Source organism: Streptomyces sp. enrichment culture (genome assembly GCF_964272895.1).
Classification (GTDB): domain Bacteria; phylum Actinomycetota; class Actinomycetes; order Streptomycetales; family Streptomycetaceae; genus Streptomyces.
In genome coordinates, this window is the sequence record NZ_OZ186832.1 from 1,430,508 (window position 1) to 1,444,678 (window position 14,171).

Here is a 14,171-nt window from a genome sequence, read left to right on the forward strand (position 1 = left end):
ATGGTCACCGCCGCCCAGCCCCTGTCCCACCGCCGCCCCGCACCGCCGGTACCCCACAGCGCCCCGCCCCGCCGCCGCGCCGCCGCCGTCCGTCATCTGGGCCCCAACTGGTACGCCACGGTCATGGGCACCGCCGTCCTCGCGACCGCGCTGCCCCCGCACACCCCCGGCGGGACCGCCGTGCGCGCCGCGCTGTGGGCGCTCTCCCTCGCCTTGCTGACCGCTCTGCTCGCCGCCCGCGCCCTGCACTGGCTGCACCACCGCGACCAGGCCCGCGCCCACCTCCTCGACCCGGCGACGGCCCCCTTCTACGGCTGCCTGGCCATGGCCCTGCTGTCCGTCGGCGGCGGCGCGCTGACCGCGGGGCAGGTCTGGATCGGCCCGCGTGCGGCGCTCGCGCTCGACGCCGTGCTGTTCGCCACCGGTACGGCCGTGGGGCTGGCGGCGGCCGTGGCCGTCCCGTATCTGATGGCGGTACGCCACAAGGTGACCGCGGATCAGGCCACGCCCGTGTGGCTGCTGCCGCTGGTGGCGCCGATGGTGTCGGCGGCGCAGGGTCCGCTGCTGGTGCCGCATCTGCCGCCGGGACAGGCGCGGGAGACGCTGCTGTTCGCGTGCTTCGCGCTGTTCGGGCTGAGTCTGCTGGGCACGCTGCTGATGCTGCCGCTGGTGTTCGCCCGGCTGGTCACCGGCGGTCCGCTGCCGCTCGCGCTGACCCCGACGCTGTTCCTGGTGCTGGGCCCGCTGGGCCAGTCCACCACCGCCGTCGGCCACTTCGCCGATGTCGCGCCGGGTGCGGTGCCCGCCCCGTACGCCGAGGGCTTCGGCGTCCTCGGGGTGCTCTACGGCGTGCCGGTGATGGGTTTCGCGCTGCTGTGGCTGGGGCTGGCCGCGGTGCATGTGGGGCGGGCGCGGCGGCACGGGATGGGGTTCGCGATGACCTGGTGGGCGTTCACCTTCCCCGTGGGCACCTGTGTCACGGGCGCGGCGTCGCTGGCCCGGCACACCGGGCTGTTCGCCTTCGACGCGCTCGCCTGGACGCTGTACGCACTGCTGGCCGCCGCCTTCGTCGCGGCCGCCGCCGGCACCGTACGCGGACTGCTCAGCGGAGAGCTGCTCGCAGCGCCTCGCCCAGCACCCGCGGCGCCTCGGCCAGCGACGGCCCGTACCAGGTGAGGTGCCGCCCGTCGACGAGCGCGCAGGGCAGCCCCGAAAACGCCTCGGGGCCGTCGTCGGCGGTGAAGCGGTAGGGCTCGTCGGGGAGTACGACCAGATCGGGGGCCGCGGCCCGCAGCTCCTCCAGCGGGATGCGCGGGTAGCGGTCCGCGTGCCCGGCGTAGAGGTGGTCGACGCCGAGGCGGGCCAGGACGTCGCCCGCGAAGGTGTCGCGGCCCAGCACCATCCAGGGCCGCCGCCAGACGGGCACCACGGCGGTCGTACGGCGGTCCGGCACGCGGGGCCGCTCCCAGGCGGCCTCGGCCGCGTCCAGCCAGCGCGGCCGAGTGGCCGCCCCGCAGGCGCGCAGCACCCGCTCCAGCTCCCGGAAGGCCCCCGGCACGTCCCGTACCTCGGTCACCAGCACCTCGACGCCGGCGGCCCGCAGGGCGGTCAGGTCGGGTGCGCGGTTCTCCTCCTCGTTGGCGATCACGAGGTCGGGGCCGAGCGCGAGGATCGTGTCGAGGCGGGGGTTCTTGGTGCCGCCCACCCGCGTGACGTCCAGGTCCGCCGGACGGGCGCACCAGTCGGTGGCGCCGACCAGCACACCGGGCAGGGTCTCGGCGACGGCCTCGGTCAGGGACGGCACGAGGGAGACGACGCGCACTACCGCAGCCGGTCCTCGGCCTCGATGTGCTCGGCGACGGCGACCACGACGACCCGTGTCTCGGGCACGGTGGCCCGCCAGCGGTGCCGCACCCCTCCGGTCAGGTAGAGGGTGTCGCCGCGGCCCAGGCGGTAGGCGCGGCCCTCGGCCTCGATCTCCACGCCGCCGTCGGCGACGTACATCAACTGGTCGTTGCGGTACTGGATCTCCCGGCCCGCCTCGTGGCCGCCGGTGAACTCCGAGGCGTGCATCTGGTGGTGTCCGCGCACCAGGGACCGCGTCCGCGGGTCGGGGTGCGGCTCGCCGTCCTCGGCGCGCACGACATCGACGCTGCACGCCGGGTCGGCGGCGGCGAGGAGTTCGACGGCCGTGGTGCGCAGGGCGTCGGCGAGCTTCTCCAGGGAGCCGGTGCTGGGCCGGGCCCGGTCGTTCTCGATCTGGCTCAGGAAGGGCACCGAGAGGCCGCTGCGTTCGGCCACGACGGCGAGGGTGAGCTCCAGGGCACGACGGCGTCGCCGCACGGCCGCGCCCACGCGCAGGGGCTGCTCTTTGTGGTCGCCCATCGCTCCGGCTCCCTCCTTCGCTCGTCGGTCGGGTCGGTCAGGTTCCTCTGTGGGGTTCTCTGCACCCTACGCATGTTCGGCAAACCGTTTCATGCGGCCGCCGCATCGACGACACATTGTCCGAGGTCGTACCTCACACTTCACGCCAGTCCACACGGGTGTGACGCCTTCAATGCTCAGGGGTCCCCGCATGTTCCCGGGTGCCCTGCGACGCGCTGCGTCGAACTCCGGGCCGCTCACGACCGGTTCACAGGCCCGGACGTGGCTCTGCGTGGTTGGCCGGATCCGTACGGTGGCGGGCCGGGTGCGAAAGAGTCGGCCGAGCCCGAAAAGTGAGGGACGGGCCGCCGTACGCACGCAAGTCGTACAGGCGGCCCGCCCCTCGGTCAGGCGTCCGGGTCCGTCAGGTCACCCGGCCGCCCGGCTGTGGGCCCCGGTGACCGGCGCCCACCGGTCGACCAGTCCGGGGTTGTCCTCGAGCCAGCCGCGCACGGCGTCCTGCTCCTTGCCCTTGCCCGCCTTCTGGATGCGCGACTCCAGGCCGGTGAGCTGCTTCTCGGTCATCGAGAAGTCCTTCAGCCAGCGCCCGACCTCGGGGTGGTCGGCGGCGAAGCCGTCGCGGGCCAGGGTGTGCACGCCGTCGCCCGCGCCCCAGGCGCCCTTGGGGTCCTTGAGCTTCTTCAGGTCGTAGTCGCTGTACGCCCAGTGCGGCGACCAGAGCGTCACGACGACGGGCTTCTTCTTGGCGTACGCCCGCTTCAGCTCGGCCAGCATCGCCGGGGTCGAGCCGTCGACGACGTCGTAGGAGCCCTCCAGGCCGTACTCCTTGAGGACCTTGTCCTTGAGCAGGCCCATCATCCCGGCGCTGGGCTCGATGCCGACGATCTTCCCGCCGAAGTCGGCGGAGTGCTTCTTGAGGTCGGCGAGCGAGTCGACGTCCTTCATGTACGAGGGGACGGTCAGCTCCAGGGAGGTGGGGCCGTACCACCTGCCGAGGTCGTCGAGCTGCTTGCCGTACTTCTTCCAGTACTCGGCGTGGGTGACCGGCAGCCAGGAGTCGGTCTGGAAGTCGATCTGGCCGGTGGCGAGGCCCGTGTAGAGGGGGCCGGCGGCGTACTGGGTGGTGGTGACCTCGAAGCCGCGGCGCTCCAGCAGCTCCTTCCACAGGTACGTGGAGGCGATGCCCTCGTCCCAGGGGATGTAGCCGATGGTGATCTCGCGGCCCTGGCCGACGTCGTCCGGGGACGCCTCGGCGGTGCCGGCGCTCCTGCCGAAGACGTTCATGCCGCCCGCCACGAGGGCGAGCACGACGACGCCGATCACGGCGACGGCCGGACGGGGGCGGTACGTCAGCGGAGTGCGGCGGGCCTTGGCGGCGGCGCGGCGGCCCAGCGGCGACAGCTGCGTGCCGAGGGCGCCGGTGACGCGGTCCAGGTAGATGGCGAGGACGACGATGCCGAGGCCCGCCTCGAAGCCGAGGCCGATGTCGAGCTGGCCGATGGCCTCGTTGACGGCGCCGCCGAGGCCGCCGGTGCCGACCATGCCGGCGATGACGACCATCGACAGGCCCAGCATGATCACCTGGTTGACGCCCGCCATGATGGTCGGCAGGGCGAGCGGCAGCTGGACCCGCAGCAGGGTGTCGCGCGGGGTGGTGCCGAATGCCTCGGCGGCCTCCACCAGCTCCGCGTCGACCTGGCGGATGCCCAGCTCGGTCATGCGCACACCGGGGGCCAGCGCGAAGATCAGGGTGGCGACGACACCGGCGGGCACGCCCATGCCGAAGAACAGGATCGCCGGGATCAGCAGCACCATCGACGGCATGGTCTGGAGCAGGTCCAGCACCGGCCTCAGGGTCGCGCTGACGGTCCTGGAGCGGGCCGCCCAGATGCCCAGCGGGATCGCGATCACCAGGGCGATCAGGGTGGCGACCAGCACCAGGGACAGCGTCGACATCGCCTGGTCCCACAGGTCGAGCGAGTCGATCAGCGCGAACCCGGCGAAGGACAACACGCCCGCCCCGAGGCCGCGCAGCCACCAGGCGAGCACCGCGAGGATGCCCGCGAGCAGCAGGGGCTCGGGCGCGGTCAGGACGGCGTCGAAACCGTCGTACATGCCCTCGACGACCGCCTTCACGGCGTCGAAGAGCCAGGACAGATGCGTGACGAGCCAGTCGACGCCGGAGTCGACCCAGTCACCGAGATGCAGCCTAGGCACGGGCGGTCACCTCGCAGACGGCTTCGGCGGTGTCCCCGTCCGCCAGGGCGGCGACCAGGCGCTGGCGCGGTACGACGCCGACGACGGCGCCCGCGTCCAGGACGGCCACCGGGTGCGGCACGCGCGCGCTGATCGCGCACAGCTCGGCGAAGGGGGTGTCCGGGGTCGCCGTCGCGCAGCCGCAGTCCGCCTCGTCGCCGCGCGGCTCGGTGTCCATGACGGCGGCGGCGGTCAGGACGCGGGAGCGGTCGACGTCCTTGATGAAGGAGGCGACGTAGTCGTTCGCCGGGCGCAGCAGGATGTCCTCGGCGGTGCCGTTCTGGACGATCCGGCCGTCGCGCATGACGGCGATGCGGTCGCCCAGGCGCATGGCCTCGTTGAGGTCGTGGGTGATGAAGACGATGGTCTTCCTCAGGGTGCGCTGGAGGGTGAGCAGCTGGTCCTGCATGTCACGGCGGATCAGCGGGTCCAGGGCGCTGAAGGACTCGTCCATCAGCAGCAGGTCGGCGTCGGTGGCCAGGGCGCGGGCCAGGCCCACGCGCTGCTGCATGCCGCCGGACAGCTCGTCGGGCCAGGACTTCTCCCAGCCCGCCAGCCCGCACAGCTCCAGTGCCTCGGCGGCGCGCTTCTCGCGCTCGGCGCGCGGCACGCCCTGCACGGCGAGGCCGTAGGCGGCGTTGTCGAGCACACTGCGGTGCGGGAACAGCGCGAAGTGCTGGAAGACCATGCTGATCTTCCGGGCGCGGACCTCGCGCAGCTCGCGGGCGCTCAGCGCGGTCAGGTCCTGGCCGTCGACGCGGACCTGTCCGGCGCTCGGCTCCAGCAGGCCGTTGAGCATGCGCAGCAGGGTGGACTTGCCGGAGCCGGACAGGCCCATGACGACGAAGATGCGGCCCTCGTCCACGGTGAAGGAGGCGTCGATGACGGCGGCGGTGGTGCCGTCGGCCCGCAGTTCCTCCCGGTCGGCTCCCTTGCGGAGCCGGTCGACCGCGACGTCCGGTCGTCTGCCGAACACCTTGTAGAGATGATCGGCCTCTAGCCTGGCTGACACGCGAACCTTCTTGTCTCGGGGGCAGGGCAGAGGAAGCCGCCGGCCCCGAGGGGATGCGGGGCCGGCGGCGCTCCGGGGCGGCGCCTGCCCGGCGGGGCGTGGCGCAAACGCCCACGTGAGGCAGCTCACTGCGCAACGTGTTTCGCATGATGGCGCTGTGCCGGTGCCGGACGGGCTCGCCGCGGCAGCAGCCGAGAAGTGACTGTCAGTGCCGTACGGCATGATGCGAGGCGTGACCGGACGACTGATGCTGCTCGACACCGCCTCGCTCTACTTCCGCGCCTACTTCGGGGTCCCGGAGTCCGTGAAGGCCCCGGACGGCACGCCGGTGAACGCCGTGCGCGGGCTGCTGGAGTTCATCGACCGCCTCGTGCGCGACCACCGGCCGGACGAGCTGGTGGCCTGCATGGACGCCGACTGGCGGCCGCAGTGGCGGGTCGATCTGATCCCCTCGTACAAGGCGCACCGCGTCGCCGAGGAGCACGAGGTCGGTCCGGACGAGGAAGTGGTGCCGGACACCCTGTCGCCGCAGGTGCCGGTGATCGAGGCGGTGCTGGACGCGATCGGGATCGCGCGGGTGGGCGTCGCCGGTTACGAGGCGGACGACGTGATCGGCACCTTCACCGCGCGCGCCGAGGGCCCGGTCGACATCGTCACCGGCGACCGCGACCTGTACCAGCTGGTCGACGACGCGCGCGGGGTGCGCGTGCTCTACCCGCTCAAGGGCGTCGGCATGCTCCAGCTCACCGACGAGGCGGTGCTGCGCGAGAAGTACGGGGTGGACGGCCCCGGCTACGCGGACCTGGCCCTGCTGCGCGGCGACCCCAGCGACGGTCTGCCCGGTGTGCCCGGCATCGGCGAGAAGACGGCGGCGAAGCTGCTGGCCGAGTTCGGCGACCTGGCCGGGATCCTGGCCGCGGTGGACGACCCGAAGGCCAGGCTCACGCCCACGCAGCGCAAGCGGCTCGGGGAGGCCCGGCCCTACCTCGCCGTGGCGCCGACGGTGGTGCGGGTCGCGGACGACGTGCCCCTGCCGGAGGTGGCGACCGCTCTGCCGAGGGCCCCGCGCGACCCGGAGGCGGTGGCGGAGCTGGGGGCGCGCTGGGGGCTGGGCAATTCCCTGCACCGGCTGCTGCTGACCTTGGGCGGCTGACGGTTTCTGGGGCTCATGTGGGCACTCGTTCCGCGCGCATGCCATGAGGGTAGTGCTAACTTAGGTATGCCTAAGCACGGGAACGCAGGGAGGCCGCCATGGCACTACGTCCGGCCCGCAGCGCGCGGAAGCCGCACTCCGCGCAGGTCGTCCGCACCGAGCGGCTCACCCCGCACATGCAGCGCGTGGTGCTGGGCGGCGACGGGCTGGCCGACTTCTCGGCGGGCACCCACACCGACCACTACGTGAAGCTGCTGTTCCCGCCCGCCGAGGGCATCAGCTACCCGGAGCCCTTCGACCTGGAGCGGATTCGCGCCGCGTTCCCGCGCGAACAGTGGCCGGTGACCCGGACGTACACGGTGCGGGCCTGGGACCCCCGGGCACGCGAGCTAACCCTGGACTTCGTCGTTCACGGCGACGAGGGGCTGGCCGGACCCTGGGCGACCCGCGCCCGGCCCGGCGACACCGTCCGCTTCCTGGGCCCCGGCGGCGCCTACGCGCCCGATCCGCGCGCCGACTGGCATCTGCTGGCCGGTGACGAGAGCGCGCTGCCCGCCATCGCGGCCGCCCTGGAGGCGCTGCCCGAGGGGGCCGACGTCCGCGCGTTCGTCGAGGTGTCGGGGCCCGAGGAGCAGCTGAAGATCGACTCCGCCGCGGAGATCGTGTGGCTGCACCGTGGCGGCCGGCGCGTCGGTGAGGCGCTGGTCGAAGCCGTCCAGGCACTGGAGTGGCCGCAGGGCCGCGTGCACGCCTTCGTCCACGGCGAGGCGGGCTGCGTGAAGGAGCTGCGGCGTCTGCTGCGCGTCGAGCGCCAGATCCCGCGCGAGGACCTCTCCATCTCCGGCTACTGGCGCCTCGGCCACGACGAGGACGGCTGGCAGGCGTCCAAGCGGGAGTGGAACGCCCGCATCGAGGCGGAGCAGGAGGCGGCGGCACCGGCGGCGTGACGCGGGCCGAGCGGGCGGCGTCAGGTGTCACAGGCAGGCGTGACGCGGGCCAAGCGGGCGGCGTCACGGCCAGGGCGATAGCGGGGCTCGGCAGTGCTGCCGTCAGGACACCGCCGCCCTGACCCGCGGTGGATCGTCAGTCGCCCCGCACGCGCGCGTGCAGATGCACGTCGTACCAGCCGTCGGCGTACAGCAGCGCGCTGCGCTTGGTGCCCTCGAGCGCGAAACCGCACTTGGCGGCGACGCGGCAGGAGCCGTCGTTGCCGACGCCATGGGTCAGTTCCAGGCGGTGGAAGCCGGTCTCGTCCAGGGCCCAGCGGGCCAGCGCGGACGTCGCACGGGCGGCGACGCCCTTCCCGCGGGCCTCGGGGACCGTCCAGTAGCCGATCTCGCCGACGCCGTCGACCAGGTCGATGTGGTGCACCGCCACCCGGCCGAGCAGCCGGTCGTCGTCCCCGGCGTCCACGACGGCCCACTGCGCGCTGCGCTCACCGGCCCACTCCCCCCGCCACTCCTCGATCCAGCCGCGCGCCTCGTCCTCGGAGTCGGAGGCCCGCAGATGCCAGCGGTGCATCAGCGGATCCTGGAAGGCGGCGTGGACCGCGGGGGCGTCCGACTCCCGCCAGGGGCGCAGCAGCAGCCCGTCGCCGGTGGGGATCACGGGTTGCGGGCCGCCCGCGAGGGTTCCGGCCGCAAGCACGGGGCTGGTCAGATAGGGCATGATCCGCATCCTGCCAACGGATCGCGGCGGCCCCAACGAGTTTTACGACCCCCACGGGTTTTCCGGCCCCGGCGGCCCGACCCCCGCGCCGACGTAGGCTTGCCTGCGATGAGCCGACGCACCCCTCCCCCGCCCTCCCCGCTCCCGCAGCGCGACGGAGTGGATCCGGTACGGGTGCGGCTGCCCGGCGCGGGCACCTGGGCGACCGTCGGCGAGCACCTGGTGGAGCGGCTGTCGGGCGCGGGCCCCGGCGTGGTGGCGCGGATGCTGGACGCGGGCCTGGTCGTCGGCGCGGACGGACGCCCGGTTCCGGCGGACGCGGCCTATGTGCCCGGCATGTACGTGTGGTTCCACCGCGACCTGCCCGCCGAGGAGCCGGTGCCCTTCCCGGTGGAGGTCGTGTACCGCGACGCGCACATCGTCGTCGCCGACAAGCCGCACTTCCTCGCCACCACCCCGCGCGGCTCGCACGTCACCGAGACCGCCCTGGCCCGCCTCCGCCGCGAGCTGGGCCTGCCCACGCTGAGCGCCGCGCACCGCCTGGACCGGCTCACGGCCGGCCTGGTGCTGTTCACGGTGCGCCCCGAGGAACGCGGCGCCTACCAGACGCTGTTCCGCGACCGCCGGGTCCGCAAGGAGTACGAGGCCGTCGCCCCGTACGACCCCGCACTCGCCCTGCCCCGCACCGTACGCAGCCGGATCGTGAAGGAGCGCGGGGTGCTCACCGCCTACGAGGTCGAGGGCGAGCCCAACGCGGTCAGCCACATCGAGCTGGCCGAACACCGGGGCGCCGGGCCCGCCCGGTACCGGCTGACCCCGCAGACCGGACAGACCCATCAGCTGCGCGTCCATATGACCGCGCTCGGCGTTCCCATCCTCGGCGACCCGCTCTACCCCGAACCGCTGCCTCCGGTAGCGCCCGGCGACTTCCGGCGCCCGCTGCAACTCCTCGCGCGGGTCCTGGAGTTCACCGACCCGGTCACCGGCGTCGCCCACCGCTTCGTCAGCGAGCGCCGGCTCGCGGCGTGGACCTCGTACTCCGACTGGGCCGGTCAGTAGCCCCGCCACCACCGCAGGAACCGCTGCCACGCGCCGGGACGGCCGGCCGGGGCCGGTGTCGGGGCGTCCGCGGGAACCGCCGGCTGGGCCTCGGGCTGGACGGGCGGCGTCGGCTGAGGGGCGGGCGTGCTGATCTGCCACGCCTGCCGGGGCGGCGGAACGGGCCGGATCGACGGCTTCTCCCGCACGTCCTGCTGCGCCTTGGGGGCGAACTGCACCGGCAGCGCCACCAGATGCCGTGACGCGATGGACTCGGTCCAGCGCAGCTCGTCCTCGTCGCAGTCGAGCTCCACGTCCGGCAGCCGCATCAGCAGCGCGTCCACACCGACGTCGGCGATGGCACGGCCGATGTCCTGGCCGGGGCATTCGTGCGGCCCGCCGCCGAAGGAGAGGTGCGAGCGGTTGCCCTGCATGTTGACCGAAAGGTCGGGCCGCACCCTCGGGTCCACGTTGCCCGGCGCGGGCGCGAACAGCAGCCCGTCACCGCGCCGGATGCGCTGGCCGCCCAACTCGGTGTCCTGCTTGGCGAAGTAGCCGAACACCGTGCTGAACGGCGGCTCGTCCCACAGCGACTGCTCGACCGCCTCGGGCACGGTCATCTGTCCGCCGTTGAGCTGCGCCCGGAAACGCGGGTCGATCAGCACCATCAGCAGCGCGTTGGACAGCAGGTTGACGGTGGCCTCGTAGGCCGCGTAGAGGACCACCCGCAGGTGCTCGCGGACCTCGTCGTCGGTCAGCGCCGCCGGGTGGTTGATGAGATGGCTGGTGAAGTCGTCCTCGGGCTGTGCCCGGCGGCGGGCGGTGAGCCGGCCGAGGGCGTCCATGACGTAGGCGTTGCTGGCGATGGCGGTCTCGGTGCCCTTGAGGGCGTCGCGGGCGGACTGCACCAGCCGGTCGTTGTACTCGTCGGGCATGCCGAGGACCTCGCACATCACGGCCATCGGCAGGTGCTCGGCGAACTGGCCGACCAGATCGGCGCTGCCCTCCTCGCAGAAGCGGTTGACCAGCCGCTGGGTGTAGCGGTTGATGTGCCGGCGCAGGCCCCGGTGGTCGATGGTGGACATGGCGCCGGTGACCGCGCCGCGCAGCCGCAGATGCTCGTCGCCCTCGGCGTGCGAGCAGATGGGCTGCCAGGCGATGTGCGGCATCAGCGGGTGGTCCGGTTTGACCATGCCCTCGATCAGCGGGGTCCAGATGCGGCTGTCCCGGGTGAACTGCGAGGGGGTGCGCACCATGTGCAGGTTCTCGGTGTGGCCGAGGACCACCCAGATCGGTACGTCGTCGTGGAGCAGCGCGGGTGCCACGGGGCCGTGCTCGGCCCGCAGCTTCTCGTACAGCGCGCCGAGGTCCTGCGCCTCGGGGCCGTAGAGCCGGTGCAGGCCGCCGGGGCCGGTGCCGTGCGCGGGGCAGCCGGGGGGCGGGGCGAGGGTCGGGGCGTCCGTTCCGGTCGGTGAGTGGGGTTCAGGCGTCACTGGTCAGGCTCCGAAACTGAGGATCCGGGGGGCAGGGAGAAGCGGTGGGTGAGGGGTGCCGCGGGGCGCGGCGTCAGGTGAGCGCGCCGGTCATGGCGAGGGACTGCAGGAAGCGCACCAGGGTGACCAGGGCGTCCCGGCTGGAGGCGCGGCGGCGCGCGTCGATCTCCATGATCGGGATGTCCTCGGTCAGATCCAGGGCGGTGCGCAGTTCCTCCAGCGGGTAGCGGGGGGCGTCCGGGAAGGAGTTGACGGCGACCACGAACGGCACTCCGCGCTCCTCCAGTCGCCCTATGACGTCGAAGCTGACCTCGAGCCTGCGGGTGTCGACCAGCACGACCGCCCCGAGCGCCCCCTCGAAGAGCCCGTTCCACAGGAACCAGAAGCGCTCCTGGCCGGGGGTGCCGAAGAGGTAGAGGACCAGTTGGTCGCTGATGCTGATGCGGCCGAAGTCCATGGCCACGGTGGTGGCGGTCTTGGTCTCGGAGCCGTAGTTGTCGTCGACCCCGACGCCGGCCTGCGTCATGGTCTCCTCGGTGGTCAGCGGTCTGATCTCGCTGACCGAGCCGACCATCGTCGTCTTTCCGACGCCGAAGCCGCCCACGATCACGATCTTCGCCGCGGCCTGGGCCGTGTGCGGCAGATGATCCTCGGTGCGTGGGCCGGGAATGGTGTCAGAGCTTTTGAAGTCCATGCATCACCGCTTCGAGCAGGGAACGGTCAGGGAGCGCCTGGCGGACGACGGGGGCGCGCGCCGTGACCAGTTCGGCCGCCAGCATCTCGGTGAGCAGGACGGTCACCGCGCTGCACGGCAGACTGAGGTAGGCCGACAGCTCGGCCACGGACAGCGGGGCGGCGCACAACCGCAGGACCGCCGCCTGTTCCGGTGTGGTCGAGGGCGACGGCTCGGCGCGCGCCACGATTAACGTGACCAGGTCCATCTCCGCGCGGACGCCGTCGGTGCCGCCGATGACGAAGAGCCGTTCGGGGTTGGGGCGCTCGCCCTCCTGGCCGGAGGGCGGAGCGGGCTGTTCCAGGGGGGTGCGCCGCTGGCGTTGCGGAGGCGTCATACGGTCTGCCCGTTGCGCCGGGGAGGACTCGTCAGATGTGCGCCGATGCGCACGACGAGGTCGCGCATATGAGCGCTCATCGTGCCGGGTTCGCAGATCATGTCGGCGAGTACGGCGAGGTAGGCGTTGGCGCCGGCGGCCATCATGTAGAAGTAGCCGCGGTCCATCTCGATGAGGACCATGTTCATCTCCCCCTCGCTGGTGGGGATCTCCTGGGCGACCGCGTTCGCCAGGCTCTGCAGGCCCGCGCAGGCCGCGGCCACGCGGTCGGCGGTGTCGGGGTCGCCGCCGTGCCGGGCGATGCGCAGTCCGTCGGCCGAGAGCACCACGATCATGGCGATGCCCGGTACGCCGTCGGCGAGCTCCTTGAGCATCCAGTCGAAGTTCGCTCGCTGCTGGATCACTTCAGATCCCCCTCGTCGTCGGCCTCGCTGCGGGCCGAGTCCTCGATCAGATGGGTGTATGCGGTGGGGTTGCGGGTGAAGGCGGTGGGGTGTTCACCGGGCGGGGCGACCTTCTTCAGGCCCTCCCAGAAGGCCTCGAAGGCCAGGCCGGGGGCGGGCCGGTCGGGCTTCGCCCTGGGCGGCTCGGACTCCTTGCGGATCTCGGCCTCGAGGTCGGCCCACTGGGGTCCGGGGTCGCGGCCCTCGCGGATGGCGCGCTCGGCGGCGTACTGCTCGGCGATCCGCTGGCTGAGCGGGACCTTGACCCGGCTGCGGCGCTGCGGCAGACCGCCCGCGGTCCATTCGGTGACCTCCGGGACCTCGTCCTCCATGGAGACGGTGGCCGGGATGCGGGGGCTGGTGGGGCGGCGCTTCTTGGGCGGGCGCTTGGGGCCTTCGAGGGCGTCGACCGTGTGGGGCAGGGCGGTGGCGCCGATGCCGTGGGCGAGTCCGACGCCGGGCTCGGTGGTCATCATGTCGCTGGGCACGATCAGGACGGCGCGGACACCGCCGTACGCCGAATTGCGCAGCGACACCTGCATGTTGAACTGCGTGCACAGGCGACCGACGACCGCGAGGCCGAGACGCGGGCTCTCGCCGAGCTCCTGGAGGTCGACGCCGGCCTTGGCGCGCTCCAGCATGCCCTCGGCGCGGGCGCGGGCCTCCTCGCTGAGGCTGACGCCGGCGTCCTCGATCTCGATGGCGACGCCGGTCTGCACCTCGAAGGCGGTGACGTGGACCTTGGTCTGCGGCGGGGAGTAGCGGGTGGCGTTGTCGAGCAGCTCGGCGCAGGCGTGGATGACCGGTTCGACCGCGGTGCCCTTGATGTTGACCTTGGCGATGTTGTCCAGCGAGATGCGCCGGTACTCCAGGATCCGGGACATCGCGCCGCGCAGCACGCTGTAGAGGGCGACGGGCTTGGGCCACTGGCGGCCGGGCCGGCCGCCGCCGAGGACGCCGATGGAGTCGGCGAGGCGGCCGATCAGGGCGTTGCCGTGGTCGATGCGCAGCAGGTCGTCGAAGACCTCGGGGTTGCGGCCGTGGTCCTCCTCCATCTCGCGCAGTTCCGCGGCCTGCTGGTGGATGATCGCCTGGACGCGGCGGGCGACGCTGACGAAGGAGCGCTGGGCGGAGTCGCGCAGGGCTTCCTCGTGGTCGACGATGCGCAGCATGTGCAGGATCAGGTCGCGCTCGGGCTCGGACAGCTCCCGGTAGGAGGGGTCGATCAGGCCCAGGTCGCGCATCACCTCTCCGGGCGAATTGCCGATGCGCAGCCGGTGGATGGCGGCGGGCACGATCTCGCGGCCGAGCCGGACCATGCGCTCGTCGTTGGCGGCCAGACGCCGTTCCAGATACGCGCTGTGACGGGCGTGCTCGGCGCGCAGGTCGCGCAGCTCGCGACTGCGGCGCATGACTTCGGCGCCCGTGAGGATCACCAGCAGGGTGGCGATGCCACCGCACACGGCGACCGCGTTCTGCGCCGGCTGCGCGACGAGTGCCACGGCGGCGCCGGTCGCCGCGGCCATGACTATCGCCGGGAGCAACAGCACGCGGACGAAGGGGAGTTCGCGGCGTACGGGTGGGGTCTGGACACTCACCATGTGGGCCCTCGTCAGGGAAACTATCGGGATCAAAGGCATGTTCGGGAACAAG

General features: G+C 72.8%; 14 protein-coding genes. 4 read left to right on the forward strand and 10 right to left on the reverse strand.

The genetic code is table 11. From position 1 onward, the window contains the following. The gene (locus ACSU6M_RS06475) at nt 1-1,176 is read left to right on the forward strand and encodes a TDT family transporter (protein ID WP_437067807.1); all 1,176 of its coding nucleotides are present in this window, start codon (nt 1-3) and stop codon (nt 1,174-1,176) included. On the opposite strand, the gene ACSU6M_RS06480 is transcribed toward ACSU6M_RS06475, so the two are convergent. The 4 genes from ACSU6M_RS06480 to ACSU6M_RS06495 all read right to left on the reverse strand — a co-directional run bounded on the left by ACSU6M_RS06480 (nt 1,103) and on the right by ACSU6M_RS06495 (nt 5,653). Then, complete coding sequence (locus ACSU6M_RS06480) at nt 1,103-1,822, reverse strand: helical backbone metal receptor (RefSeq protein WP_437067808.1); 720 nt, start codon at nt 1,820-1,822, stop codon at nt 1,103-1,105. The genes ACSU6M_RS06475 and ACSU6M_RS06480 overlap by 74 nt on opposite strands. Further along, entirely contained in the window at nt 1,822-2,385 is a 564-nt protein-coding gene (locus ACSU6M_RS06485) for a helix-turn-helix domain-containing protein (RefSeq protein ID WP_437067809.1), read from the reverse strand. The genes ACSU6M_RS06480 and ACSU6M_RS06485 overlap by 1 nt, the downstream gene beginning before the upstream one ends. Before the next feature lie 408 nt (nt 2,386-2,793). After that, on the reverse strand, nt 2,794-4,602 hold the full coding sequence (locus ACSU6M_RS06490) for an ABC transporter permease/substrate binding protein (RefSeq protein ID WP_437067811.1): 1,809 nt from the start codon (nt 4,600-4,602) through the stop codon (nt 2,794-2,796). Further along, on the reverse strand, nt 4,595-5,653 hold the full coding sequence (locus ACSU6M_RS06495; protein WP_437067812.1) for a quaternary amine ABC transporter ATP-binding protein: 1,059 nt from the start codon (nt 5,651-5,653) through the stop codon (nt 4,595-4,597). The genes ACSU6M_RS06490 and ACSU6M_RS06495 overlap by 8 nt, the downstream gene beginning before the upstream one ends. 223 nt (nt 5,654-5,876) lie before the next feature. On the opposite strand from ACSU6M_RS06495, the gene ACSU6M_RS06500 reads away from it, so the two are divergent. After that, on the forward strand, nt 5,877-6,806 hold the full coding sequence (locus ACSU6M_RS06500) for a 5'-3' exonuclease (RefSeq protein ID WP_437075028.1): 930 nt from the start codon (nt 5,877-5,879) through the stop codon (nt 6,804-6,806). 98 nt (nt 6,807-6,904) lie between these two features. After that, entirely contained in the window at nt 6,905-7,753 is an 849-nt protein-coding gene (locus ACSU6M_RS06505; protein WP_437067814.1) for a siderophore-interacting protein, read from the forward strand. Nucleotides 7,754-7,889: 136 nt separating this feature from the next. On the opposite strand, the gene ACSU6M_RS06510 is transcribed toward ACSU6M_RS06505, so the two are convergent. After that, nucleotides 7,890-8,474, reverse strand: a complete 585-nt coding sequence (locus ACSU6M_RS06510; RefSeq protein WP_437067816.1) for a GNAT family N-acetyltransferase — start codon at nt 8,472-8,474, stop codon at nt 7,890-7,892. A 108-nt stretch (nt 8,475-8,582) separates the two neighbouring features. On the opposite strand from ACSU6M_RS06510, the gene ACSU6M_RS06515 reads away from it, so the two are divergent. Next, nucleotides 8,583-9,533: an RluA family pseudouridine synthase gene (locus ACSU6M_RS06515; protein ID WP_437067817.1), complete on the forward strand. Its 951-nt coding sequence runs from the start codon at nt 8,583-8,585 to the stop codon at nt 9,531-9,533. Here ACSU6M_RS06515 and ACSU6M_RS06520 read toward each other — a convergent pair. From ACSU6M_RS06520 to ACSU6M_RS06540, 5 genes are all read right to left on the reverse strand, one after another. Further along, the gene (locus ACSU6M_RS06520) at nt 9,527-11,005 is read right to left on the reverse strand and encodes a cytochrome P450 (protein ID WP_437067818.1); all 1,479 of its coding nucleotides are present in this window, start codon (nt 11,003-11,005) and stop codon (nt 9,527-9,529) included. The genes ACSU6M_RS06515 and ACSU6M_RS06520 overlap by 7 nt on opposite strands. A 73-nt stretch (nt 11,006-11,078) precedes the next feature. Beyond that, nucleotides 11,079-11,699, reverse strand: coding sequence for a GTP-binding protein (locus ACSU6M_RS06525; RefSeq protein ID WP_437067820.1), 621 nt, complete (start codon nt 11,697-11,699; stop codon nt 11,079-11,081). Beyond that, complete coding sequence (locus tag ACSU6M_RS06530) at nt 11,680-12,075, reverse strand: DUF742 domain-containing protein (RefSeq protein WP_437067821.1); 396 nt, start codon at nt 12,073-12,075, stop codon at nt 11,680-11,682. Before ACSU6M_RS06530 ends, ACSU6M_RS06525 begins: the two co-directional genes overlap by 20 nt. Next, a complete protein-coding gene (locus ACSU6M_RS06535) occupies nt 12,072-12,479 on the reverse strand; it encodes a roadblock/LC7 domain-containing protein (RefSeq protein ID WP_437067822.1) in 408 nt (135 codons plus the stop codon). The genes ACSU6M_RS06530 and ACSU6M_RS06535 overlap by 4 nt, the downstream gene beginning before the upstream one ends. After that, complete coding sequence (locus ACSU6M_RS06540; protein ID WP_437067823.1) at nt 12,476-14,119, reverse strand: sensor histidine kinase; 1,644 nt, start codon at nt 14,117-14,119, stop codon at nt 12,476-12,478. The genes ACSU6M_RS06535 and ACSU6M_RS06540 overlap by 4 nt, the downstream gene beginning before the upstream one ends. Nucleotides 14,120-14,171: the final 52 nt, after the last annotated feature.

Excerpts from the sequence above, each read along its gene's own strand:
- ACSU6M_RS06475 (WP_437067807.1), top strand. The coding sequence starts at position 1 with ATGGTCACCGCCGCCCAGCCCCTGTCCCACCGCCGCCCCGCACCGCCG.
- ACSU6M_RS06485 (WP_437067809.1), bottom strand. The coding sequence starts at position 2,385 with ATGGGCGACCACAAAGAGCAGCCCCTGCGCGTGGGCGCGGCCGTGCGG.
- ACSU6M_RS06500 (WP_437075028.1), top strand. The coding sequence starts at position 5,877 with ATGCGAGGCGTGACCGGACGACTGATGCTGCTCGACACCGCCTCGCTC.
- ACSU6M_RS06505 (WP_437067814.1), top strand. The coding sequence starts at position 6,905 with ATGGCACTACGTCCGGCCCGCAGCGCGCGGAAGCCGCACTCCGCGCAG.
- ACSU6M_RS06510 (WP_437067816.1), bottom strand. The coding sequence starts at position 8,474 with ATGCCCTATCTGACCAGCCCCGTGCTTGCGGCCGGAACCCTCGCGGGC.
- ACSU6M_RS06515 (WP_437067817.1), top strand. The coding sequence starts at position 8,583 with ATGAGCCGACGCACCCCTCCCCCGCCCTCCCCGCTCCCGCAGCGCGAC.
- ACSU6M_RS06525 (WP_437067820.1), bottom strand. The coding sequence starts at position 11,699 with ATGGACTTCAAAAGCTCTGACACCATTCCCGGCCCACGCACCGAGGAT.
- ACSU6M_RS06530 (WP_437067821.1), bottom strand. The coding sequence starts at position 12,075 with ATGACGCCTCCGCAACGCCAGCGGCGCACCCCCCTGGAACAGCCCGCT.
- ACSU6M_RS06540 (WP_437067823.1), bottom strand. The coding sequence starts at position 14,119 with ATGGTGAGTGTCCAGACCCCACCCGTACGCCGCGAACTCCCCTTCGTC.